This window comes from Pseudomonas fluorescens (assembly GCF_030344995.1).
Lineage (GTDB): Bacteria > Pseudomonadota > Gammaproteobacteria > Pseudomonadales > Pseudomonadaceae > Aquipseudomonas > Aquipseudomonas fluorescens_BF.
This window is the reverse complement of record NZ_CP128260.1, coordinates 6,138,558-6,160,750: the sequence shown is the minus strand read 5'-3', so window position 1 is coordinate 6,160,750 and position 22,193 is coordinate 6,138,558. Positions and strand designations below refer to the sequence as shown.

The window sequence follows — 22,193 nt, the reverse complement described above, 5'->3', positions numbered from 1 at the left end:
TAAACCTGTTGGGCTGCCCGCTTGGTCTTAGCGTCGGCGGGCGAGAGGGTGCTAGGATACTGATCCGTTTTACTGGCGGCCACGCCTATCAGGCCACTGATCGGTCTATAGGTTGTACGGGTTACCGGCAGAAGCTTTGAGTTTCTCAGCTAAACTCTGCGTTTTCGCCGAAGATGCCGTTCCAGTCCTTCGTATTTAATGACCTTTGAGGTGCTTCTGGCGCCTCGACAAAATGTTGCGCGTGAACAAGCTGGGTGAAAAACAGTCTGTTCTGCATCGAATATTTATTTGCCGGGGCGCCCCTGTGGCGCGTCGCTACCGTGAGATAGCCGTCCTCCATGTTTGGTTCCAACGACGACAAGAAGACCCCAGCTGCGGCTGGCGAGAAGAAAAGCCTGTTCGGATGGCTGCGCAAGAAACCGCAGGAACCCGTCGTCGAACAGCCGACTGCCATTCCTGAGCCAGCCCCTGCGCCTGCTCCCGTAATAGAAGAAGCGCCGGCGCCGGTTGTACTGCCGATCGCCGAGCCGGTGCTGCAACCGGTGGCCGAGGTCGAGCCTGAAGCGCCGGCTGCCGCCGAATTGCCGCTGACCCCGGCCAGCGAGCCGTGGCTGACCTTGCCAGTGGCGGAAGAGCCGGTGGCGCTGGTTGAAGAGGCTGCGGCGCATTTTACGCCGCCGATTCCTGCGCCGGTTGCGTTCGCGCCAGAGTCTGTTCCGGCGCCGGTGGTGGAAGCTGCTCCGGTCATTCCAGAGCCTGTGGTTGCTCCGGTTGCTCCGGTTGCCCCGATTGTCGAAGCGCCCGAACCTGCACCTGCACCTGCACCTGCACCTGCACCTGCACCTGCACCTGCACCTGCACCGGTCGCCGTAGCGCCAGTCGCTCCTGTGGAAATCCAGGTTGAAACCCCGGTCGAAGCCCCGCGCACCGAAGAAACCAAGGCCGGCTTCTTCGCCCGCCTCAAGCAGGGCCTGTCCAAGACCAGCGCCAGCATCGGCGAGGGCATGGCCAGCCTGTTCCTCGGCAAGAAAGCCATCGATGACGATCTGCTCGACGATCTCGAAACCCGCCTGCTGACGGCCGACGTCGGCGTCGAGGCGACTTCGGTGATCATCCAGCGCCTGACCCAGAAGGTCGCACGTAAAGAGCTGGCCGATTCCGACGCCCTGTACAAATCTCTGCAGGCCGAGCTGGCTGCAATGCTCAAACCGGTCGAGCAGCCGTTGAAGATCGCTTCCCAGAACAAGCCGTTCGTGATTCTGGTGGTCGGCGTCAACGGCGCCGGCAAGACCACCACCATCGGCAAGCTGGCGAAGAAACTGCAGCTGGAAGGCAAGAAAGTCATGCTGGCCGCCGGTGACACCTTCCGTGCCGCGGCTGTCGAGCAGTTGCAGGTCTGGGGCGAGCGCAACAAGATTCCGGTGATTGCCCAGCACACGGGCGCGGACTCGGCGTCGGTGATCTTCGACGCCGTGCAGGCCGCCAAGGCTCGTGGCATCGATGTGCTGATCGCCGACACCGCCGGTCGTCTGCACACCAAAGACAACCTGATGGAAGAACTGAAGAAGGTTCGCCGGGTGATCGGCAAGCTCGATGCCGATGCGCCGCACGAAGTGCTGCTGGTACTCGACGCCGGCACCGGCCAGAACGCCATCAACCAGGCCAAGCAATTCAACCAGACCGTCGAACTGACCGGCCTGGCGCTGACCAAGCTCGACGGCACCGCCAAAGGCGGGGTGATTTTCGCCCTGGCCAAGCAATTCGGCCTGCCGATCCGCTACATCGGCGTCGGTGAAGGCATCGACGATCTGCGTACCTTTGAAGCCGAACCCTTTGTCCAGGCACTGTTTGCCGAGCGGGAGCGTTCATGATTCGTTTCGAACAGGTCGGTAAGCGCTACCCGAACGGTCACGTCGGCTTGCATGAGCTGAGCTTTCGAGTCCGTCGCGGCGAGTTCCTGTTTGTCACCGGCCACTCCGGTGCCGGTAAATCCACATTGTTGCGCCTGTTGCTGGCGATGGAGCGTCCGACCAGCGGCAAACTGCTGCTCGCCGGGCAGGACCTGAGCACCATCAGCAATGCGCAGATTCCGTTCCTGCGCCGGCAGATCGGCGTGGTGTTCCAGAACCATCAACTGCTGTTCGATCGCACTGTGTTCAACAACGTCGCGCTGCCGTTGCAGATTCTCGGGCTGTCCAAGGTCGAGATCGCCAAGCGCGTCGATTCGGCACTGGAGCGCGTGGCGCTGTCGGACAAGGCCGATCTGTACCCCGGCGACCTGTCCACCGGTCAGCAACAGCGCGTCGGGATTGCCCGCGCTATCGTTCACCGTCCGGCCCTGCTGCTGGCGGACGAACCGACCGGTAACCTCGACCCGCGTCTGGCGGCCGAGATCATGGGCGTGTTCGAAGACATCAACCGTCTGGGCACCAGCGTGCTGATCGCCAGTCACGACCTGGCGCTGATCGCGCGCATGCGCCACCGCATGCTGACCCTGCAACGCGGCCGATTGATCGGCGACGGGGAGGCCGGCGTATGAGTGCAACACGCAGTCCGAAGGTTTCCGAGCGCGTGGCCCCGAAGGCCGCCGATCCGCAACCGCCAAAGAAGAAAAAGCACGACGATGACGACGGCCCGGATTTCGCCACGCTGTTCCGTGCCTGGATCGAAAGCCATCGCGCCAGCTGGATCGACAGCCTGCGCCGCCTCGGCAAGCAGCCGATTGGCAGCTTTTTCACCTGCATGGTGATGGCGGTTGCGCTGAGTCTGCCGATGGGGCTTTCGCTGTTGCTGAGCAACGTCGAGCGTCTGGGCGGCTCGTGGCAGCGCGCGGCGCAGATTTCGCTGTACCTGGAGCTGGAGGCGACTCCGGCTCAGGGCGAAGCGTTGCGTGATCAGATCAAAGGCATGCCGGGCGTAGCTGATGCTGAATATGTCGGCCGCGACCAGGCGCTGGAAGAGTTCCAGCAGCAGTCCGGATTGGGCGAAGCCCTGCGCGAACTGCCGGAAAACCCGCTGCCGGGCGTGGTGTTGGTGACGCCGAACGAGGTCGACAAGTCGACTCTGGAAGCATTAAGACAAAAACTTTCCGAGCTGCCGAAGGTACAGCAGGCGCAACTTGATCTAGTCTGGGTCGAGCGTCTGGCCGCCATCCTCAAGCTCGGCGACCGTTTCGTGTTCGGTCTGACGGTGTTGCTGGTTTCCGCATTACTTTTGGTGATAGGCAATACCATTCGTCTTCATATTGAAAACCGCCGCACCGAGATAGAAGTGATTAAACTCGTCGGCGGCACCGACAGCTATGTGCGTCGTCCCTTCCTTTATATGGGCGCGTTGTATGGCTTCGGTGCGGGGCTGCTGTCCTGGGGTGTTTTGGCGTTCGGCCTGAACTGGCTGAACGACGCGGTGGTTGGGCTGGCCGGCTTGTACGGCAGTGATTTCGCACTGGCCGGCGTGCCAGTTGCCGACGGTCTGTCGCTCTTGCTTGGCGCGGTGCTGTTGGGTTATATCGGTGCATGGATTGCAGTCGCACGTCATCTCAGGGAGCTGGCGCCGAAGTAGAATCTTTTTTTGCGCGTGATTGACCTTTCAGTGGTTAAGGAAACTTTCATTTGAGTTTCCGGTCAATTTTTCGCAATGCTGAAAAGCATGAGTATGTAAGTCGGAGGTTTTTCCGTATGTCCAATTCTTTGCAACCTGCGTATGCATTGGTTCCAGGCGCAAACCTGGAAGCCTACGTGCACACCGTCAACAGCATTCCATTGCTGACGCCGGAGCAGGAGCGTGAACTGGCCGAGAGTCTCTACTATGAGCAGGATTTGGGGGCGGCTCGGCAGATGGTGCTCGCCCACCTGCGGTTTGTCGTACACATCGCCCGTAGCTATTCCGGCTACGGTCTGGCTCAGGCTGACCTGATCCAGGAAGGTAACGTCGGCCTGATGAAGGCCGTGAAGCGTTTCAACCCGGAAATGGGCGTGCGTCTGGTGTCCTTCGCGGTGCACTGGATCAAGGCCGAGATTCACGAGTTCATCCTGCGCAACTGGCGGATCGTGAAAGTCGCGACCACCAAGGCCCAGCGCAAGCTGTTCTTCAACCTGCGCAGCCAGAAGAAACGTCTGGCCTGGCTGAACAACGAGGAAGTCCACCGTGTGGCGGAAAGCCTCGGCGTGGAGCCGCGTGAAGTGCGTGAGATGGAAAGTCGCCTGACCGGCCATGACATGGCCTTCGACCCGGCTGCCGAAGCGGACGACGACAGCGCTTTCCAGTCGCCGGCCAACTACCTGGAAGACCACCGGTACGACCCGGCGCGTCAACTGGAAGATGCCGACTGGAGCGACAACTCCAATCACAATCTGCACGAAGCGCTGGAAGTGCTGGACGAACGTAGTCGCGACATCCTCTACCAGCGCTGGCTGGCAGAAGAGAAAGCCACGCTGCACGACCTGGCGCAGAAGTACAACGTGTCGGCCGAGCGGATCCGTCAGCTCGAGAAGAGCGCGATGAACAAGCTCAAGTTGTCGATTGCCGCATAACCGGTAGTCCGGCAAACAAAAACGCCCCGATCATTGATGATCGGGGCGTTTTTGTTTGCCTGTCAGAACGTCATTGGGCCCAGGGCGCGCGGCGCGAATCGTTGAGTGTCAGCAAATAGCTGTCGCCACCCAGCTGGCTCATTTGCTGGCGAATCCATCCGGCCCGACGGGACACGTAAGCGGTCGGATGACTGGCGCTCCAGACCCGGGGATTCGGCAGCACGGCTGCGAGGTAACTCGCCTGCTGCCGGGACAATGACTTGGCGGCTACGCCAAAGTGATGCCTTGCGGCTGCTTCGGCACCAAACACGCCGTCATCCCACTCGACGCTGTTCAGGTACACCTCGAGAATCCGCTGCTTGGGCCAGAACACTTCGATCAGCGCGGTGAACCAGGCCTCCAGGCCTTTGCGCAGATAACTGCGGCCGGACCACAAGAACAGGTTCTTCGACACTTGCTGGCTCAAGGTGCTGGCGCCGCGAATCGAACCGCCGAGTTCGTTGTGGGCCAGTGCGGCCTTGATCGCACTCAGGTCAAAACCCCAGTGCTCTGGGAATTTCTGGTCTTCGCCGGCAATCACCGCGACCTTCAGGTCATCGGAGATCTCGTCCCATGGCTTCCAGGTGCGTTGCAGATCGATTGGCTCGCCGTCGACCCAGGATTCGATCTTGCGCTCGACCATCAGCGCCGTGCCCGGTGGTGGAACGAAGCGAAACACCAACACCAGCAATACGCTGCCGCCCGCGAACCAGAGCAGGGCCTTCGTGAAACGACGGAGAAATAAACGCAGCATAGAGATGGCTTGGCCGAACCGGTTGAGCGGGCCATTATACAGACCCTGCCGATCGAGTCTGACTGGAGTTCTACATGCTGCGTAGCTTTCTGATGCTGGCTGCCTTCTTTGGTTTCACCGGTGTCGGCCTCGGCGCATTCGCCGCCCATGGCCTGAAAAATCGCCTGACCCCCGAGTATCTGGCGATCTTCCACACCGGCGTCACGTATCAACTGGTGCACGCGCTGGCGTTGTTCGGCGTGGCGCTGCTGGCTACGCAGCTTCAGGGGCGTCTGGTCGCCTGGGCCGGCATCTCGTTCAGCATCGGCATCCTGCTGTTCTCCGGCAGCCTGTACCTGCTGACCACCATCGGCATCGGCAAGCTCGGCATCATCACCCCGTTCGGCGGCCTGGCGTTCCTGATCGGCTGGCTGTGCCTCGGACTTGCCGCCTGGCGCCTGCAGCCAACCGCTTGACGCTTGGTGCTGACCTTTAGGTCATGATCGGGCTAGAATGCCACCCCCTAAAAAGTGATGGCGGCGTTGCGCATGCGCATTCAGTTGAACGGTGACTCCTTTGAACTGCCCGACGGTGAAACCGTTGCGGCCCTGCTGACCCGTCTGGACCTGACCGGACGCCGCGTCGCGGTCGAACTCAATCTGGATATCGTCCCGCGCAGCCAGCATTCCGACACCACTTTGAACGACGGCGACAACGTCGAAGTGGTGCACGCCATCGGCGGCGGCTGACCGCCAGGCCTGCATGGGCCGAGAATTCTGCAAGACCCTCACCCCAACAGAGGATTCCCCATGAGCATCGTTCGTAGCGACAAGCCTTTCGTTCTGGCCGGTCGTACTTACCAGTCGCGTTTGCTGGTCGGTACCGGCAAGTACCGTGACATGGAAGAAACCCGCCTGGCCATCGAAGCCTCGGGCGCCGAGATCGTCACTTTCGCCGTGCGCCGCACCAACCTGGGCCAGATCGAAGGCGAGCCGAACCTGCTCGAAGTGCTGTCGCCGGATCGCTACACCTTCCTGCCGAACACCGCCGGCTGCTACGACGCGGTCGAGGCTGTGCGCACCTGCCGCCTGGCCCGTGAGCTGCTCGATGGCCACAATCTGGTGAAGCTGGAAGTGCTGGCCGACCAGAAAACCCTGTTCCCCAACGTGATCGAAACCCTCAAGGCGGCCGAAGTGCTGGTCAAGGAAGGCTTCGACGTGATGGTTTACACCAGTGATGACCCGATCATCGCCCGGCAACTGGCGGAAATCGGCTGCATCGCGGTCATGCCGCTGGCCGGCCTGATCGGTTCGGGCCTGGGGATCTGCAACCCATACAACCTGCAGATCATCCTCGAAGAAGCCAAGATCCCGGTGCTGGTGGATGCCGGTGTCGGCACCGCTTCCGACGCCACCATCTCCATGGAACTGGGCTGTGACGCGGTGCTGATGAACTCGGCCATCGCCCACGCCCAGCAGCCGATCATGATGGCCGAAGCCATGAAACACGCGATCGTCGCGGGCCGCCTGGCCTACCTCGCCGGCCGCATGCCGAAAAAACTCTATGCCAGCGCCTCTTCGCCGCTGGATGGTCTGATCAAGTAAGAGCTATTGATGACTGAATCGAACGACACGCCAATCCAGACGGAAGAAGGCGACGAGCGCCAACACCGCCGCATCAAGAGTTTTGTGATGCGCGCCGGGCGCATGACCGAAGGCCAGCAGCGCGGCCTGGATCAGGGCGCGCCGAAGTTCGTCTTGCCGTTGGCCGATGCGCCGGTGGATTACGACCAGGTGTTCGGCCGTTCCGCGCCGCGTTCGCTGGAGATCGGTTTCGGCATGGGCCACTCGCTGCTGGAAATGGCAGCCGCTGCGCCGGAGCAGGATTTCATCGGTGTCGAAGTTCACCGTCCGGGTGTCGGCGCGCTGCTCAATGGCGTGCTGACTCAAGGGCTGACCAACCTGCGGGTCTACGATTGCGACGCGATCGAAGTACTCAACCGCTGCATCGCCGACAACAGCCTTGATCGCCTGATGCTGTTCTTCCCGGACCCGTGGCACAAGAGCCGTCACCACAAGCGCCGCATTGTTCAGGCGTCCTTCGCTGAACTGGTGCGCAGCAAGCTGAAGGTTGGCGGCATTCTGCACATGGCCACCGACTGGGAGCCATACGCCGAATACATGCTGGAAGTGATGAACGTCGCCCCTGGCTACCGCAACCTCGCCGAAGACGGCAAGTGCGTACCGCGCCCGGCCGAGCGCCCGATCACCAAGTTCGAACGTCGCGGCGAACGTCTTGGGCATGGCGTGTGGGATCTTAAGTTCGAGAAGCTCGCTTAAGCATCACGCAATAAAAACTGTGGGAGCGAGCTTGCTCGCGATGAGGCCGTAACATTCAACATTTATGTCGTCTGTTACACCGCCATCGCGAGCAAGCTCGCTCCCACAGTCGTTTTGGGTAGTAGCTGAAATCAGCGGCGGTCGGCCACTACGCCAATCAAAACGAGCACCACCAACAACACCGGCGCCAGGCTGTAGTTGTTGAACTGGCTCAGCCCCTTCACCACCCACGGCGTCGCGTAGATCAGTGCCGCGCCGCTGCCGATCATGCACAGCAGGGCCATCAGCGGCACGCGCAGGGCGCCGGCAATGCTGCCCAGGCGTTGCTCGACCCAGCCTTTGAAGTCGGCGCCGAACAGCACCAGCAGACAGCCCACCAGTGCCAGAGCGATTTCCGAGAGGTTGCTGCGGCTCCAGCGGGACACGGTGGCGAGCAGGTCGAGTATCAAATCCATGCGGTTTCCTTAAGAGCGGTCAGCTCAGAAATTTCTGCAGCAAGTCGTTGAGGAACAGTTGTCCGCGCTCGGTGGCCGCCAGACGTGACGGTTCGACCTGCAACAGACCGCTTTGTTCGGCCTCGCGTCGGTGTTCTTCGAGGCTCTCCAGCGGCAGGCCGGTGCGCTCGGGATACAGGCGCGATTCGACGCCGGCGGTCAGGCGCAGGGCGTTCATCAGGAACTCGAACGGCATCTCGTCGTTGGTCAGGGCTTTCTCGCCGGCCTGGAAGCTTTTGGCCGGGTTGAGGTAGTCCTTCGGCAGTCGGGTCTTCCAGGTGCGCACGATGCGCCCGTCCGGGTGACTGAGCTTGCCGTGGGCGCCAGCGCCGATGCCGATGAAGTCGCCGAAGCTCCAGTAATTGAGGTTATGCCGCGCCGGGCGACCCGGTTGGGCATAGGCCGAAACTTCGTACTGCGCGTAACCGTGTTCGGCCAGCAGCGCCTGTCCGGCTTCCTGAATGTCCCACAACGTGTCGTCTTCCGGCAGCACTGGCGGCTGGTTCCAGAACACGGTGTTCGGCTCCAGTGTCAGCTGATACCAGGAAATGTGCGTCGGCTTCAGCTCGATCGCCTGGCGCAGATCGCTCAAGGCATCCTCCAGCGACTGATCCGGCAAGCCGTGCATCAAGTCGAGGTTGAAGTTATCGAAGCCAGCCTGACGCGCCATGCCGGCGGCGCGTACCGCTTCATCGCCATTGTGGATGCGGCCAAGGGCCTTGAGCTTTTCCTGCTGGAAGCTCTGGATGCCGATCGACAGGCGATTGATCCCCAGTTTGCGATAGGCGACGAACTTCTCTTGTTCGAAAGTCCCGGGGTTGGCTTCCAGGGTGATTTCGATGTCATCGGCAAACGGGATGCGTCGTTTCACGCCTTCGAGCAGGCGACCAAGGGCTTCGGCGCTGAACAGGCTCGGTGTGCCGCCGCCAAAGAAGATCGAACTCAATTCACGGCCATATACCGCGTGTAGATCCTGGTCGAGGTCGGCCAGCATCGCGTCGACGTATTCCTGCTCCGGCAGCACCGGGCTGGCGGTGTGGGAGTTGAAGTCGCAATAGGGGCATTTGCGCACACACCACGGGATGTGGATGTACAGCGCCAGGGGCGGCAGCGTCGGCAACGGCGCCCGAGGCGAGGAGGCGGCGCCGCCGACAATCAGCGACGACGCGGAGGAACTATCGGTCATTTCAAGCCCAGACGCTGGCGCAGCAGATCCATTGCACGGGCGCGGTGGCTGATCTGGTTCTTGTCGCTCGGGCTCAGCTCGGCACTGGACACGTTACGCTCCGGCACCCAGAACAACGGGTCGTAGCCGAAACCGTGCTCACCGCTGGCAGCGGTCAGGATGCGCCCGTGCCATAGACCTTCGCAGAGGATCGGCAGCGGATCGTCGGCATGACGCACCAGCGCCAGCACGCAGACGAACTGCGCGCCGCGTTCGGCTTCAGGCACATCCTTCAAGGCATCGAGCAGCTTGGCGTTGTTCGCCGCGTCGCCCTTGCCGTCGGCATAACGCGCCGAGTAGATGCCCGGCGCACCGCCGAGGAAGTCCACCGCCAGACCGGAGTCGTCGGCCAGCGCCGGCAGACCGGAAATGCGCGCGGCATTGCGGGCCTTGAGGATCGCGTTCTCGACGAACGACAGACCGGTTTCTTCCGGCTCCACGCTGCTGAATTCGCCGATCGAGCGCAGTTGCACCGATTCGCCGAGCATGGCCTGGAGTTCCTTGAGTTTGCCGGCGTTATGGCTGGCCAGTACGAGTTGCGTGAGATTGATCATTGGCCAGGGAAAAGCTCTTGGTTGAAATTGATGGTGTTGATCTTGTCGCCGGTCTGCACCTTGATTTCAAAGGTACGGGTTTCCTGTTGCTCCACCGGGTATTGGGCGATGTAGTAGATCGCGCCCTGTTCGGTGATCTGGCGGAAGGTCAGCGGCACGCTCTGGCTGGTCAGGTCTTTGACGGTGCCGGTGACTTGGGCGATCAGCGGTTTGCCGTCCTTGATCACCGAGACATTGATCACGCCCTGGTTCTTGCTGCGGATCAGTTCCGCAGCCTTGGCGATGTCCGGCGTCAGGAAGGTCGAGTTGAAGGTGTTGTAATGCACGGTGACATCACCGAACACTTCCTTGCGTTCGCCCTTGATGGCATCGGCGGCCACGGCCGACAGGCTCAGGCAGGCGGCCAATAGCGCGGTAATCAAGCGTCCCATGTTCGTTCTCCTCGCAATGTCGTGGTTCAGACCGCGATTCTGTGATCCGCAAGCCCCGGGCTGCTGACGCGGTAGATACCGATCTCACCTAACAGATTAGGCCATAGCTTACTGGCCCACCCGTGGCGGTGCTGTTGATCCACGGCAAGCCGATCAATGACCTTCGCCTCACGTTCGCGACAAAGTTCTTCAAAGTCTTCGAAGGTACAGAAGTGGATGTTCGGCGTGTTGTACCAGGTGTACGGCAGGAACTCGGAGACCGGCATCCGGCCCTTGCTCGCCAGGTACCAGCGGCAGCGCCAATGGCCGAAGTTGGGGAAGGTGATGATGCATTGGCGACCGACCCGCAGCATTTCGTCGAGGATCTTGTCCGGATAGTGCACAGCCTGCAGGGCCTGGGTCATCACGACCACGTCGAAGCTGTTGCTGGCGAAGTTGCCCAGGCCTTTGTCCAGGTCCTGCTCGATGACGTTGATGCCCTTGGCCACGCACTCGGCGATGTTATCCGGGTCGTTTTCCAGGCCATAACCGGTGACCTGCTTGTGGTCGCGCAGCCAGGTCAGCAACTCGCCGTCACCGCAACCGAGGTCGAGCACGCGGCTGCCGGCGGGGATCCATTCCTGGATGATTTCCAGATCAGCTCTCATGGCTTTCTCACAACGTAATGCGGTTCATGTAATTGCCGAACGCCTGCAAATAACGCGGGATCGGAATCAGGAAGGCGTCGTGGCCCTGCGGCGCATCGATTTCCAGGTAGCTGACGTCTTTGCGTGCGGCCATCAGCGCGTCCACCAGTTCCCGCGAGCGGGCCGGGGAGAAGCGCCAGTCGGTGGTGAACGACATCACGCAGAACTTGGCTTTTGCACCTTCGAAGGTTTTCGCCAGGTTGTCGTTGAAGTTCGCCGCCGGATCGAAGTAGTCCAGCGCTTTGGTCATCAACAGATAGGTGTTGGCATCGAAGCGCCCGGAGAACTCTTCGCCCTGATAGCGCAGGTAGCTTTCGACCTGAAACTCGACGCTGTGGAAGTCGTAGTTGAGCTTTTCGCTCTTCAGGCCACGGCCGAATTTCTCGCCCATCGAGTCGTCGGACAGGTAGGTGATGTGCCCGACCATCCGCGCCAGCATCAGGCCGCGCTTGGGGATCACGCCCTGTTCCTGGAACGAGCCGCCGTGGAATTCCGGGTCGGTGAGGATCGCCTGGCGCGCCACTTCGTTGAAGGCGATGTTCTGCGCCGACAGCTTGGGGGCCGAGGCGATGGCCAGGCAGTGGCGTACGCGATCCGGGTAAGTGATGGTCCATTGCAGCGCCTGCATGCCGCCGAGGCTGCCGCCGATCACCGCGGCCCACTGGCTGATGCCGAGCAGGTCGGCCAGGCGTGCCTGGCTGTGCACCCAGTCTTCCACGGTCAGCACCGGGAAGTCGGCGCCGAACGGCTTGCCGGTGTCCGGGTTGAGGCTGCTCGGGCCGGTAGAACCGTTGCAGCCGCCGAGGTTGTTCAGGCTGACCACGAAGAACTTGTTGGTGTCGATCGGTTTGCCGGGGCCGATGCAGCTGTCCCACCAACCGGGCTTACGGTCGTCGACGCTGTGGTAACCCGCAGCGTGGTGGTGGCCGGACAGGGCGTGGCAGATCAGCACGGCGTTGCTCGCTTGCGCGTTCAGCGTGCCGTAGGTTTCGTAGATCAGGTCATAATCGGTCAGCGAACGGCCGCAGGCCAGGGCCAGCGGTTCGCTGAAGTGCGCCGTTTGCGGCGTCACCAGACCAACAGAATCGGGGGGAAAGGCAGCTGGCATCGACCCTGCTCTCGTTGAAATGAGGCGTAAGTCTAAAGACCGGTGGGGTTAGCGGCAAGCAACGATCAGGGGCGGCAGAGCCCCGGCAGATCCGGCAGCTTTTTCGGTGCGCTGATGCGCACCCGCTTCTGCCGGTTCAACTCCCCGCTGAGCAAACTGATCTGGCTCTTGGATACCCCAAAAGCCTTGGCCAGAAACCCCATCAGATAGGCATTGGCCTTGCCCTCGACCGGCGGGGCGGTCAGGCGGATCTTCAGGCGATCACCGTGCAGCCCGCAGAAATCATCGCTGCGGGCGGCCGGTTGCAGGTGACATTCCAGAATCAGATCGTCACCGTCCCAGCGAAACCAGCTCACATCAGCAGGCGCAGGATTTCCGGCATCATTGTCATCGCCGCGAGGTTGTTGATCACCAGCATGTCGATCAGCTTCAGCACAAGGAAGGCGAAGATCGGCGACAGGTCCAGACCACCTAGGTTCGGCAGGATGCGGCGGAACGGCGCCAGGGCCGGTTCACAGATCTGGTTCACCAGCTCGGCGCCCGGATTGTGGCTGCCCGGTGCGACCCAGGACAGGATGATGCTGATGATCATGGCCCAGAAGAAAATCTTCAGGAACAGCGCCGTCACACCGATCAACGACCAGATCAACAGTTGCAGCGGGTTGCCGGTGGTGCCGTAGGTCAGCAGCAGGGTCAGCGCCATCAGCGCCAGTTGCACGAGGATCGCCAGTACCAGCGACGACATGTCGAGGCCGAACAGGCTCGGGATGATCCGGCGCAGTGGCTTGAGCAGCGGCTGAGTGGCCTTGACCACGAACTGGCACAGCGGGTTGTAGAAGTTCGCCCGCACCAGTTGCAGGACGAAGCGCAGCAGCACGATCAGCAAGTACAGGCTGCCGAGGGTTTGCAGCACGTAGACCGCTGCGGTGTTCAATCCAATCATGTAAGGCTCCTTATTTGCCCAGTTGTTCGGCCATTTCGGCCGAGCGGTGCGCGGCGGCGCCGAGTGCTTTTTCCACCAGGGCTTCGAAGCCGCCGGCCTGGAACGATTTGATCGCGGCTTCCGTGGTGCCGGCCGGCGAGGTCACGCGGCGGCGCAGTTCGGCGGCGTCGACGTCGCTGGAAACCGCCATGTGCGCGGCGCCCAGAGCGGTCTGCAAGGTCAGTTGCTCGGCGGTTTCCTTCGGCAGGCCGAGCTTGACGCCGGCGGCGGTCATGGCTTCGATCAGCAGGAAGAAGTACGCCGGGCCGGAACCGGAAACGGCGGTGACCGCGTCCAGTTGCTGCTCTTCGTTCAGCCACAGGGCGATGCCCACGGCGGACAGCAGCTCTTCAGCCTGCTGGCGTTGTTCGGCGCTCACTGCGCTGGTGGCGTACAAGCCGCTCACGCCCTGACGCAGCAGCGCCGGGGTGTTCGGCATGCAGCGCACGATCGGCTGTTCGCCAAGCCAGGCCGTCATGCTGGCGCAGGTGATGCCGGCGGCGATGGAGACCACCAGTTGATTCGGTTTCAGGCTCGGGCGAATCGCTTCACACACAAGCTTCATGGCTTGTGGCTTGACCGCTAGTACTACCACGTCGGCACCGTCGATGGCCTGGGCGTTGTCGGCGAAGGTTTCGATGCCGTGTTCGGCGCTGACTTTGGCGCGGGTTTCTTCACCCGGATCGCTGGCGCGAATCCGTGCAGCTTCCAGACCCTTGGCCCGCAGGCCGCCGATCAGGCTGGCGGCCATGTTGCCGGCACCGATAAAGGCAATACGCGTGTTGCTCATGTCAGGTCCTTATCTGGAAATGTTCAAGATTGGGAGTAGTCGCGGGCGCCGAACAGGGCCGTACCGATACGGACCCAGGTCGCGCCTTGGGCAATGGCCGACTCGAGGTCGTGGCTCATGCCCATGGAAAGTGTGTCGAGCGGTAGATCGAGGCCGGCCTGCAATGTCTGAACGGCGGCGAATGCAGCATCCTGCTCGGCGCGATCTTCAGTCGGCTCGGGAATCGCCATCAACCCGCGCAGCTTCAGGCGCGGCAGGGCGCTGATGGCCTGGGCCAGGGCTGGCAGGTCTTGCGAGGTACAGCCGGACTTGCTGGCTTCACCGCTGACGTTGACCTGAATGCAGATGTTCAGTGGCGGCAGATCCGTCGGGCGCTGCTCGGACAGGCGTTGGGCGATTTTCAGACGATCCACGGAGTGCACCCAGGCGAAATGCTCGGCAATCGAGCGGGTCTTGTTCGACTGAATGGGGCCGATGAAGTGCCAGATCAAGGGCAGGTCGGCCAGTTCGAGCTGTTTGCCCAAGGCCTCTTGCAGGTAGTTCTCGCCGAAGTCGCGCAGGCCGGCGGCGTACGCTTCGCGCAGGGCTTGTGCCGGTTTGGTCTTGCTCACGGCCAGCAGCTGGACGCTGTTTTCATCGCGCCCGGCGGCAGCGGTGGCGGCATGAATGCGTGAACTAACGAGGGCGATGTTGTCTGCTATCGTGGACATCAAATCCTGCCTGAAAAGTGCCTGCACTCGATCATGCGGCGTTAAAAGTCGCCTCAGAATGCTCATTGACTGACGTCAACTCCGCTTCTTCGCCGACTTTTGCCTTGCCTGATCATCGTTCGGCGACTTTTCAGGCAGGATTTGGCGCCAGCGGTCTGAAGGTTCGCGGCATTCTACTGGAATTGAGGGACGCTATGGATATCACTGAACTGCTGGCCTTCAGCGCCAAACAGGGCGCTTCCGACCTGCACCTGTCGGCCGGTCTGCCGCCGATGATCCGCGTGGATGGCGACGTGCGGCGGATCAATCTGCCGGCGCTGGATCACAAGCAAGTGCACGAGCTGATCTACGACATCATGAACGACACCCAGCGGGTGGACTTCGAGAAACATCTGGAAACCGACTTTTCCTTCGAAGTCCCCGGCGTGGCGCGCTTTCGGGTCAATGCCTTCAACCAGAACCGGGGTGCCGGTGCGGTTTTCCGGACCATTCCGTCGAAAGTGCTGAGCATGGAAGACCTTGCCATGGGCGACGTCTTTCGCAAGATCACCGATGCGCCACGCGGGCTGGTGCTGGTGACCGGACCGACCGGCTCCGGCAAGTCCACGACGCTGGCGGCGATGATCGATTACCTAAACACTCACCGTCATCACCACATCCTGACCATCGAAGATCCGATCGAATTCGTCCACGAATCACGCAAATGCCTGATCAATCAACGTGAAGTCCACCGCGATACCCGCAGTTTCGCCACCGCGTTGCGTTCAGCGCTGCGCGAAGATCCGGATGTGATCCTGGTGGGCGAGATGCGTGATCTGGAAACCATCCGCCTGGCGCTGACCGCTGCCGAAACCGGGCACCTGGTGTTCGGCACGCTGCACACCACGTCGGCGGCCAAGACCATCGACCGGGTGGTGGACGTGTTCCCCGGGGACGAAAAGTCCATGGTGCGCTCGATGCTGTCGGAGTCGTTGCTGGCCGTAGTCTCGCAGACGCTGATCAAGAAGATCGGCGGCGGCCGGGTGGCGGCGCACGAGATCATGCTGGGGACGTCGGCGATCCGTAACCTGATCCGCGAGGACAAGGTGGCGCAGATGTACTCGGCGATACAGACCGGCGGCTCGCTGGGGATGCAGACACTCGACATGTGCCTGAAGGATTTGGTGACCAAGGGCTTGATCAGCCGCGAACATGCGCGGGAAAAGGCGCGCACGCCGGATAACTTCTAGGCAAAAAAAATCGCAGCCCGTGGGCTGCGATTTTTTGTGTCTGAGCAATCAGCGCTGAACGACGCGCATCTGCCCCTGTTCTTTCGGCAATACGCGTTTGGCTACGACGTAATGCTTTTCCCAGTACGGCTTGTTCAGTGTGTCGATGCTCACCGACTTGCCGCGCCGTGGCGCATGGATGAAACGGTCGTTGCCCAGGTAGATGGCAACGTGATTGACCCGACGGCTCTTGATGTTGAAGAAAATCAGGTCGCCCGGCTTCAGGTCCTTGCGTTCGACTTTCTCGCCGTGACCGCTGGCCATGGCGTTCGAGGTGCGTGGCAGATCGAACGTGGCGTCGTTGAACGCGTATTTCACCAGACCACTGCAGTCGAAGCCTTTACTCGGGCTGCTGCCGCCCCAACGGTATGGCGTGCCGAGGACGTTTACCGCGCGACTCAGGACGTTGCTGCTTTCCTTGGTCGCCATCGGTGGCACCAGCTTGCTGCGGCCGTTGCTGCTCAGCGTGGTGTGTTTGACCTGTTTGCCTTTGTTCGAAGGAGCAGAGGCATGGGATTTGGGGGTGAAACCGTTAACGTTTGGAAGACGTTGCTCACGATTGGTGGCGTGGGCGGCCAGTGGCATTAATAGGCAAATGGTTAGCCATGTCTTGAAAAATGGACGCATTAGGCAGGGCTCTTGGTGTGTTAGCGCGCAACTTTATAACAGCTTTTTTGTCACTTCCGAGGCCGTTGGTCGATTCAATAGGGTGCCAACGGAACCAAATAAGCGGCAAAAAGACGCAATTGTCGGACAGAAGTCCGGTGCTATAAGGCTTTGACGGGAGACACGGTAGCATTTGCCATACGTCGGCTACCTGTAAAAAAGTCACAAAGAATTAAAGAATATTTATCTATCGCGTGTATCGAGGTCTTAATGAACGGCTATCAGCTGCCCCGTGTGAAGGAAAAAGACACCCATAGCAAGGTGATCGGCTACCTGTTGTGGATTTTCGGTTTCACAGGCTCGCACCGCTTCTATTACGGCAAACCGGTGACCGGCACGATCTGGTTTTTCACCTTCGGGTTGCTGGGGATCGGCTGGCTGATCGACGTGTTCCTGATCCCGGCGATGGATCGCGAAGCCGACCTGCGTTTCGCCGCGGGCCCTATCGAGTACAACGTGGCTTGGATTCTCCTGACCTTCCTCGGCGCGTTCGGCGTGCACCGGATGTATCAGGGCAAGTGGATCACAGGTTTGCTGTACCTGCTGACCGGCGGGTTGTTCTTTCTGGGGGTGCTGTATGACTTCTGGACGCTGAACGATCAGGTGTCGGTGCGTAACGCCGAAGGGCGCGGCGCCTTTCAGTAAGAGATGGCGAGGGAGCAAGCTCCCTCGCCACTTTTTTATGCCTGATGGCTGATTCGGCCATCCACCAGCGTGTACCGCACCACACCCGGCAGGCTATGGCCGAGGAACGGGCAGTTTTCGCCCTTCGACAGCCAGGTTTCGCCGGCCACGGTCGAAGCCTTCGGATCGAACAACACGATATCCGCCGCGCCGCCGACCGCCAGTTTGCCCGCCGGCAGGCGCAGGGCCTCGGCCGGGCCGGCGCTCAGGCGGGCCAGCAGGGTCGGCAGGTCCAGCAGACCATCTTCGACCAGCGTCATTGCCAGCGGCAGCAACAGCTCGACGCTGCTGATGCCCGGCTCCGTCGCGCCGAACGGTGCCAGTTTGGCATCGCGCTCATGCGGCTGGTGGTGGCTGGAAATGGCCGAGACCACGCCGGACTTCACCGCCTCGCGCAGACCGTCGCGGTCGGCGCGGGTGCGCAGCGGCGGTTGCACGTGATACAGGCTGCTGAAGTCGATCAGCGCTTCGTCCGTCAGGATCAGCTGATACAGGGCGACATCCGCCGTGACTTTCAAACCGCGGGCCTGGGCCTGAGCGATCAGGGCCACGCCGCGAGCGCTGGTCAGCTGGCTGAAGTGCGCACGCACGCCGGTTTGCTCGACCAGCAGCAGATCCCGGGCCAGGGCCACGGTTTCAGCGGTTTCCGGGATGCCTGGCAGTCCGAGGAAACTGGCGGTGGCGCCTTCGTGGGCCAGGCCGCCGTCGGCCAGGTCGTGATCCTGCGAATTGAAGATCACCGTCAGGTCGAAGGTCGCCGCGTAATCCAGCGCCCGGCACAGGGTGCGGGTGTTGCGGAAGCTTTCCAGGCCGTTGCCGAACGCCACACAACCGGCGTCGCGCAGGGCCACCAGCTCGGCCAGTTGTTCACCATCCAGACCTTTACTCAGCGCGCCGATCGGGAACACCTTGGTGTTGCCGGCCTCGCGAGCGCGGTCGAGGATCAGCTCGGCCACGGCGGAGGTGTCGAGCACCGGTCTGGTTTTCGGCGGGCAGCACAGGCTGGTCACGCCGCCGGCCGCAGCAGCGCGGGTTTCGCTGGCGATGGTGCCTTTGCGGCTGTAGCCCGGCTCGCGCAGGGCGACGTTCAGGTCGACGAGACCCGGAGCGGCGACAAGGCCTTGGGCGTCGATGGTTTCGACGGCGGTGAAACCGGCCGGTGCAGCGCCGAGGGCGACGATCTTGCAGGCTTCAACGTGAATATCGGTGATTTGATCCAGGCCGCTGCTTGGATCGATGACGCGGGCGCCGAGAATGCTGAGCTTCACTGGGCGTTCTCCTGCTCGAATTGGCGCTGCGCTGTTTGTCCGCTCATAGCCATGGACAGCACGGCCATACGGATCGCGATGCCGTAGGTGACTTGATTGAGGATCACCGAGTGCGGGCCGTCGGCCACCGCTGACTCGATCTCCACGCCGCGGTTGATCGGCCCCGGGTGCATGACGATGCAGTCGGGTTTGGCGCCGGCCAGGCGCGCGGTGGTCAGGCCGAACAGGCGGTAGAACTCGCCTTCGCTCGGCAGCAGGCCGCCGGTCATGCGCTCACGCTGCAGGCGCAGCATGATAACCACGTCGACGTCTTTCAGGCCTTCGGTCATGTCGGTGTAGACCTTCACGCCGTACTGCTCGATGCCGATCGGCAGCAGGGTCTTCGGTGCGATCACGCGGATGTCGGGGCAACCGAGGGTCTTCAGGGCGAGCATGTTCGAGCGCGCCACCCGCGAGTGCAGGATGTCGCCGACGATGGCCACCGAGAGGTTCTCGAAGCCGCCCTTGTGGCGACGGATGGTCAGCATGTCGAGCATGCCCTGGGTCGGGTGCGCATGCCGGCCGTCGCCGCCGTTGATGATCGCCACTTGCGGGCAGACATGTTCGGCGATGAAGTGCGCAGCGCCCGAGTCGCCGTGGCGCACGACAAACATGTCGGCGGCCATGGCTTCGAGGTTGCGCAGGGTGTCGAGCAGGGTTTCGCCCTTGCTGGCCGACGAGGTCGACACGTTCAGGGTGATCACGTCCGCCGACAGCCGCTGGGCCGCCAGTTCGAAGGTGGTGCGGGTGCGGGTCGAGTTTTCGAAGAACACGTTGCACACGGTCTTGCCGCGCAGCAACGGGACCTTCTTCACGGCCCGGGCACCGACTTCGAGGAACGAGTCGGCGGTGTCGAGGATTTCCGTCAGCAACTCGCGGCGCAGGCCGTCGAGCGAGAGGAAGTGGCGCAGCTGGCCCTGATCATTGAGCTGCAGCGGGCGCTTGGTATCTAGAGGCGTCATCGCGAGGGGGACTCTCAATAGGGCGGATTAAAGGGCAAGGTCTTGCAGTTCGAGGGCCAGCTCCGGGCCGGACAGCTTGACCCGCTCGTGGGCGGCCAGCGACAGGGTCGCGCCGACCACGTTCGGGCGAATCGGCAATTCGCCGGCGTCCAGGTCCAGCAGGCAGACCAGCGTCACGCTGGCCGGGCGGCCGTAGTCGAACAGTTCGTTCATGGCGGCGCGGATAGTCCGACCGCTCATCAGTACGTCGTCGATCAGCACTAGATGCTGGCCTTCGATTTCGAAGGGCAGGGCGGACGGGCGCACCTGCGGGTGCAGGCCGTTCTGGCTGAAGTCGTCGCGGTAGAAGGAAACATCCAGCGTGCCCAATGGCGCGTCGCTGCCCAGCTCTGCGAGCAGGGCCTGGGCGACCCAGACGCCGCCGGTGCGGATGCCGATGTAACGCGGTTCGCTGATGTCACGCTGGGCAAGGTGCGCCTTGAGGCGGGTCGCCATCTGGCTGATCAGATCGGCGGGATTGGGCAGGCTCATGGTTGCTCCTTCTTGGGGTCGAGCCGGTTCTCGCGAACCGGGGCTCGGGTTGTAACCAAAAGAAAAGCGCCGTAGCGCTTGTCAGGATTCAAATAGTGCGGTGTTTTCGTCGAGCCAGCCTTGCAGCAGCAGGGCGGCGGCGATGGCGTCCACCGGGTTGTCGCGGTAGCTGCCTTTCTGTCCGCCGCGCACCAGTCGTTCGCCCTTGGCTTCGAAGGTCGTCAGGCGTTCGTCGTGGGTATAGAAAGGCAGGTTGAAGCGGCCGTTGAGGCGGCGGGCGAATTTTTCGGCGCGGGCGCACATCTCGCTGGGCGTGCCGTCCATGTTCAGCGGCAGGCCGACCACCACGGCGTCGGGTTTCCATTCCTTTATCAGGGCTTCGACCTGATTCCAGTCCGGCACACCGTTTTGCGCCTTCAAGGTGCACAGTTCGCGGGCCTGGCCGGTAATCACCTGGCCGACCGCCACGCCGATCTGTTTGGTGCCGTAGTCGAAGCCGAGGATCAGGCGCAGGGCCATCAGGCGTGTCCTGCCTGGCTGGTCAGCAGGCTGAGGTTGATCCCCAGGTGCCTGGCCGCCGCTTCCAGGCGCAGTTCACTGCTGGTGTTGAACAGGATGTCGGCGTCGTAGGGGCAGGTCAGCCAGGCGTTGTCGGCCAGCTCGGCCTCCAGTTGCCCGGCTTCCCAACCGGCGTAACCGAGGGTGATGACGCTTTTGGCCGGGCCTACGCCATCGGCGATGGCGAACAGCACGTCCTGCGAGGTCGACAGGGCCAGATCGCCGTCCAGCTCGACGGTTGCCTGGAAGGTCTGGCCGGCCGGGTGCAGGACAAAACCGCGATCGGTCTGCACCGGGCCGCCGATGAAGATCGGCACATGCTGGCACAGCGCTGGCGGATCGATGTCCGGGCGCAATTGTTCGAGAATGTCGGCCAGATTCAGCTCTTGCGGTCGGTTGACCACCAGTCCCATGGCGCCATTGGCCGTGTGCTCGACGATGTAGGTCAAGGTGTGGGCAAAGTTCGGGTCGGCCATGTGTGGCATGGCGATCAGGAAGTGATGCTTGAGGTAGCTGGGGCTGACGTTTTTCATGTGCGCTAGTGTGGCGTTCGGGGGGCGAACTGACAAGCTGGAGCGGGCAAAAGATCGGCTCAGTTGCTGGACAGCCGGTCGCCCCGGGCGAATTTCCAGGTGCGGATGATTTCCAGCCGGTCAATGTCCGACAGGTCCCCGGTAAACGGTGCAAACGGGGCTGCCAGGCGCACGATGCGCTGCGCTGCCTGATCCAGCAGCGGCTGGCCGGAAGACTCCAGCACCAGCACTTCATACAGCGAGCCGTCGCGGTTGATCGACACCATCAGGCGCAGATTGCCGTAGATCTGCTTGCGCCGGGCTTCGTCGGGGTAATTGAGGTTGCCGATGCGCTCGACCTTCTTGCGCCATTCGTCCTTGTACCAGGCGCCCTTGTCGCGCATGGTCGACGCGGCGCTCAGGCGGTGGATGCGCGGGCGCTTGGCGTACAGCTGTTGTTCGTTGGCCAGTTCCGCTTCAAGGCTGGCGATGTCGTTGGAGAGCTGCGAGCTGTCGAAAGTCGGGGCATCGACCGTCGGTTTGGTCTCGGTCTTGGCCTCTTCTTTCTTGGTCGGCGCCTTTTTCGGTTTCGGCGCGACAGTAGTCACGGCCGCCTTGGGCGCGGCTTCCTGCACTTCCGGCTTGGCGGCCGGCGGCGGGGTGACTTTCTTGACTTCATTTGCCTGGAAAGGCGCGACCTCGGTGGTCTTGGGGATCGCCTTCTTGTCGAGGGTGCCGCTGCCTTCCTGGTTTTCCTGGGCGAGGAAATCGGCCTTCGCCGGCTTCTTTTCGCTCTTGAAGGTGGCGAGGGTGATTTCCAGGGTTTTGCTGATCTGCTTGGGCTCGACCATGGTGAACCCCACGCCGAGCAGCAGCGCCAAATGGATCAGCGCCGCGAGAAACAGGGTAAATCCGAGGCGATCGACCGGGCGCACGCCTTTATGGGCGAGTTCAGCGGGCAGATCGGACGGAAGTGTCATGACAAGAAAACCAACATCGCGTTTTTCACAGGCCGCGCATGATAACGCAATGTTGGTTTCACGCCTTGGGCTTCAAGCATCAAGCGACAGGCTGCATGTGAT

29 protein-coding genes are annotated in these 22,193 nt (G+C 61.9%); 10 read left to right on the top strand and 19 right to left on the bottom strand.

Annotation, left to right across the window (positions count from 1 at the left end; translation table 11 throughout):
• Positions 1-145: 145 nt before the first annotated feature.
• Entirely contained in the window at positions 146-340 is a 195-nt protein-coding gene (locus QR290_RS27785; protein WP_289203999.1) for a hypothetical protein, read from the bottom strand.
• Here QR290_RS27785 and ftsY point away from each other — a divergent pair.
• From ftsY to rpoH, 4 genes are all read left to right on the top strand, one after another.
• Entirely contained in the window at positions 339-1,871 is a 1,533-nt protein-coding gene (ftsY, locus tag QR290_RS27780) for a signal recognition particle-docking protein FtsY (protein ID WP_289203998.1), read from the top strand. The genes QR290_RS27785 and ftsY overlap by 2 nt on opposite strands.
• Entirely contained in the window at positions 1,868-2,539 is a 672-nt protein-coding gene (gene ftsE / locus QR290_RS27775) for a cell division ATP-binding protein FtsE (protein WP_064380087.1), read from the top strand. The genes ftsY and ftsE overlap by 4 nt, the downstream gene beginning before the upstream one ends.
• Positions 2,536-3,561: a permease-like cell division protein FtsX gene (gene ftsX, locus QR290_RS27770; RefSeq protein ID WP_085611981.1), complete on the top strand. Its 1,026-nt coding sequence runs from the start codon at positions 2,536-2,538 to the stop codon at positions 3,559-3,561. Before ftsE ends, ftsX begins: the two co-directional genes overlap by 4 nt.
• A gap of 116 nt (positions 3,562-3,677) precedes the next feature.
• Positions 3,678-4,532 carry an RNA polymerase sigma factor RpoH gene (rpoH, locus tag QR290_RS27765; RefSeq protein ID WP_007953393.1) on the top strand — a complete coding sequence of 285 codons (855 nt, stop codon included), beginning with the start codon at positions 3,678-3,680 and terminating at the stop codon, positions 4,530-4,532.
• Between the two features lie 70 nt (positions 4,533-4,602).
• Here the strand turns inward: rpoH and mtgA are convergent, their stop codons facing one another.
• On the bottom strand, positions 4,603-5,325 hold the full coding sequence (mtgA, locus tag QR290_RS27760) for a monofunctional biosynthetic peptidoglycan transglycosylase (RefSeq protein WP_115079513.1): 723 nt from the start codon (positions 5,323-5,325) through the stop codon (positions 4,603-4,605).
• Positions 5,326-5,399: 74 nt separating this feature from the next.
• Here mtgA and QR290_RS27755 point away from each other — a divergent pair, with 74 nt between their 5' ends.
• The 4 genes from QR290_RS27755 (at position 5,400) to trmB (ending at position 7,643) form a co-directional block, all read left to right on the top strand.
• The gene (locus tag QR290_RS27755; protein ID WP_119427533.1) at positions 5,400-5,780 is read left to right on the top strand and encodes a DUF423 domain-containing protein; all 381 of its coding nucleotides are present in this window, start codon (positions 5,400-5,402) and stop codon (positions 5,778-5,780) included.
• A 72-nt stretch (positions 5,781-5,852) separates the two neighbouring features.
• A complete protein-coding gene (thiS, locus tag QR290_RS27750; RefSeq protein WP_289203997.1) occupies positions 5,853-6,053 on the top strand; it encodes a sulfur carrier protein ThiS in 201 nt (66 codons plus the stop codon).
• A gap of 60 nt (positions 6,054-6,113) precedes the next feature.
• Entirely contained in the window at positions 6,114-6,908 is a 795-nt protein-coding gene (locus QR290_RS27745) for a thiazole synthase (RefSeq protein WP_007953385.1), read from the top strand.
• A gap of 9 nt (positions 6,909-6,917) precedes the next feature.
• Positions 6,918-7,643: a tRNA (guanosine(46)-N7)-methyltransferase TrmB gene (gene trmB, locus QR290_RS27740; RefSeq protein WP_085646976.1), complete on the top strand. Its 726-nt coding sequence runs from the start codon at positions 6,918-6,920 to the stop codon at positions 7,641-7,643.
• A 131-nt stretch (positions 7,644-7,774) separates the two neighbouring features.
• Here trmB and QR290_RS27735 read toward each other — a convergent pair whose 3' ends face one another.
• The 10 genes from QR290_RS27735 to QR290_RS27690 all read right to left on the bottom strand — a co-directional run bounded on the left by QR290_RS27735 (position 7,775) and on the right by QR290_RS27690 (position 14,623).
• A complete protein-coding gene (locus tag QR290_RS27735; RefSeq protein WP_011336381.1) occupies positions 7,775-8,098 on the bottom strand; it encodes a DUF3392 domain-containing protein in 324 nt (107 codons plus the stop codon).
• A gap of 19 nt (positions 8,099-8,117) precedes the next feature.
• The gene (hemW, locus tag QR290_RS27730) at positions 8,118-9,323 is read right to left on the bottom strand and encodes a radical SAM family heme chaperone HemW (protein WP_289203996.1); all 1,206 of its coding nucleotides are present in this window, start codon (positions 9,321-9,323) and stop codon (positions 8,118-8,120) included.
• On the bottom strand, positions 9,320-9,916 hold the full coding sequence (gene rdgB, locus QR290_RS27725) for an RdgB/HAM1 family non-canonical purine NTP pyrophosphatase (RefSeq protein ID WP_115079511.1): 597 nt from the start codon (positions 9,914-9,916) through the stop codon (positions 9,320-9,322). The genes hemW and rdgB overlap by 4 nt, the downstream gene beginning before the upstream one ends.
• Entirely contained in the window at positions 9,913-10,347 is a 435-nt protein-coding gene (locus QR290_RS27720) for a DUF4426 domain-containing protein (protein WP_007953365.1), read from the bottom strand. Before QR290_RS27720 ends, rdgB begins: the two co-directional genes overlap by 4 nt.
• A 26-nt stretch (positions 10,348-10,373) precedes the next feature.
• Positions 10,374-10,994, bottom strand: coding sequence for a methionine biosynthesis protein MetW (gene metW, locus QR290_RS27715; RefSeq protein WP_115079510.1), 621 nt, complete (start codon positions 10,992-10,994; stop codon positions 10,374-10,376).
• 7 nt (positions 10,995-11,001) lie between these two features.
• Positions 11,002-12,141 (bottom strand): homoserine O-succinyltransferase MetX, encoded by a 1,140-nt coding sequence (metX, locus tag QR290_RS27710; protein ID WP_115079509.1) that lies wholly within the window; start codon positions 12,139-12,141, stop codon positions 11,002-11,004.
• Positions 12,142-12,206: 65 nt separating this feature from the next.
• On the bottom strand, positions 12,207-12,497 hold the full coding sequence (locus tag QR290_RS27705) for a DUF167 domain-containing protein (RefSeq protein ID WP_289203995.1): 291 nt from the start codon (positions 12,495-12,497) through the stop codon (positions 12,207-12,209).
• On the bottom strand, positions 12,494-13,084 hold the full coding sequence (locus tag QR290_RS27700; RefSeq protein ID WP_011336374.1) for a YggT family protein: 591 nt from the start codon (positions 13,082-13,084) through the stop codon (positions 12,494-12,496). The genes QR290_RS27705 and QR290_RS27700 overlap by 4 nt, the downstream gene beginning before the upstream one ends.
• A 10-nt stretch (positions 13,085-13,094) precedes the next feature.
• A complete protein-coding gene (proC, locus tag QR290_RS27695; RefSeq protein WP_115079507.1) occupies positions 13,095-13,913 on the bottom strand; it encodes a pyrroline-5-carboxylate reductase in 819 nt (272 codons plus the stop codon).
• A 23-nt stretch (positions 13,914-13,936) separates the two neighbouring features.
• Positions 13,937-14,623 (bottom strand): YggS family pyridoxal phosphate-dependent enzyme, encoded by a 687-nt coding sequence (locus QR290_RS27690; RefSeq protein WP_289203994.1) that lies wholly within the window; start codon positions 14,621-14,623, stop codon positions 13,937-13,939.
• Between the two features lie 194 nt (positions 14,624-14,817).
• Between QR290_RS27690 and QR290_RS27685 the strand changes: the two genes are divergently transcribed.
• Positions 14,818-15,852 carry a type IV pilus twitching motility protein PilT gene (locus QR290_RS27685; RefSeq protein WP_007953348.1) on the top strand — a complete coding sequence of 345 codons (1,035 nt, stop codon included), beginning with the start codon at positions 14,818-14,820 and terminating at the stop codon, positions 15,850-15,852.
• A 48-nt stretch (positions 15,853-15,900) separates the two neighbouring features.
• On the opposite strand, the gene QR290_RS27680 is transcribed toward QR290_RS27685, so the two are convergent.
• Positions 15,901-16,518 (bottom strand): C40 family peptidase, encoded by a 618-nt coding sequence (locus QR290_RS27680; protein ID WP_007953345.1) that lies wholly within the window; start codon positions 16,516-16,518, stop codon positions 15,901-15,903.
• A 249-nt stretch (positions 16,519-16,767) separates the two neighbouring features.
• On the opposite strand from QR290_RS27680, the gene QR290_RS27675 reads away from it, so the two are divergent.
• Positions 16,768-17,202: an NINE protein gene (locus QR290_RS27675; protein ID WP_115079505.1), complete on the top strand. Its 435-nt coding sequence runs from the start codon at positions 16,768-16,770 to the stop codon at positions 17,200-17,202.
• A 35-nt stretch (positions 17,203-17,237) separates the two neighbouring features.
• Here QR290_RS27675 and QR290_RS27670 read toward each other — a convergent pair whose 3' ends face one another.
• From QR290_RS27670 to QR290_RS27645, 6 genes are all read right to left on the bottom strand, one after another.
• Entirely contained in the window at positions 17,238-18,509 is a 1,272-nt protein-coding gene (locus QR290_RS27670) for a dihydroorotase (RefSeq protein ID WP_085746690.1), read from the bottom strand.
• Positions 18,506-19,510 carry an aspartate carbamoyltransferase catalytic subunit gene (locus tag QR290_RS27665; RefSeq protein WP_007913665.1) on the bottom strand — a complete coding sequence of 335 codons (1,005 nt, stop codon included), beginning with the start codon at positions 19,508-19,510 and terminating at the stop codon, positions 18,506-18,508. The genes QR290_RS27670 and QR290_RS27665 overlap by 4 nt, the downstream gene beginning before the upstream one ends.
• A gap of 27 nt (positions 19,511-19,537) precedes the next feature.
• Positions 19,538-20,041: a bifunctional pyr operon transcriptional regulator/uracil phosphoribosyltransferase PyrR gene (gene pyrR / locus QR290_RS27660; RefSeq protein ID WP_007953335.1), complete on the bottom strand. Its 504-nt coding sequence runs from the start codon at positions 20,039-20,041 to the stop codon at positions 19,538-19,540.
• An 81-nt stretch (positions 20,042-20,122) separates the two neighbouring features.
• Entirely contained in the window at positions 20,123-20,560 is a 438-nt protein-coding gene (ruvX, locus tag QR290_RS27655; protein WP_007953334.1) for a Holliday junction resolvase RuvX, read from the bottom strand.
• On the bottom strand, positions 20,560-21,132 hold the full coding sequence (locus QR290_RS27650) for a YqgE/AlgH family protein (RefSeq protein WP_085689619.1): 573 nt from the start codon (positions 21,130-21,132) through the stop codon (positions 20,560-20,562). Before QR290_RS27650 ends, ruvX begins: the two co-directional genes overlap by 1 nt.
• A gap of 59 nt (positions 21,133-21,191) precedes the next feature.
• Positions 21,192-22,091, bottom strand: coding sequence for an energy transducer TonB (locus tag QR290_RS27645; RefSeq protein ID WP_289203993.1), 900 nt, complete (start codon positions 22,089-22,091; stop codon positions 21,192-21,194).
• Positions 22,092-22,193 lie beyond the last annotated feature (102 nt).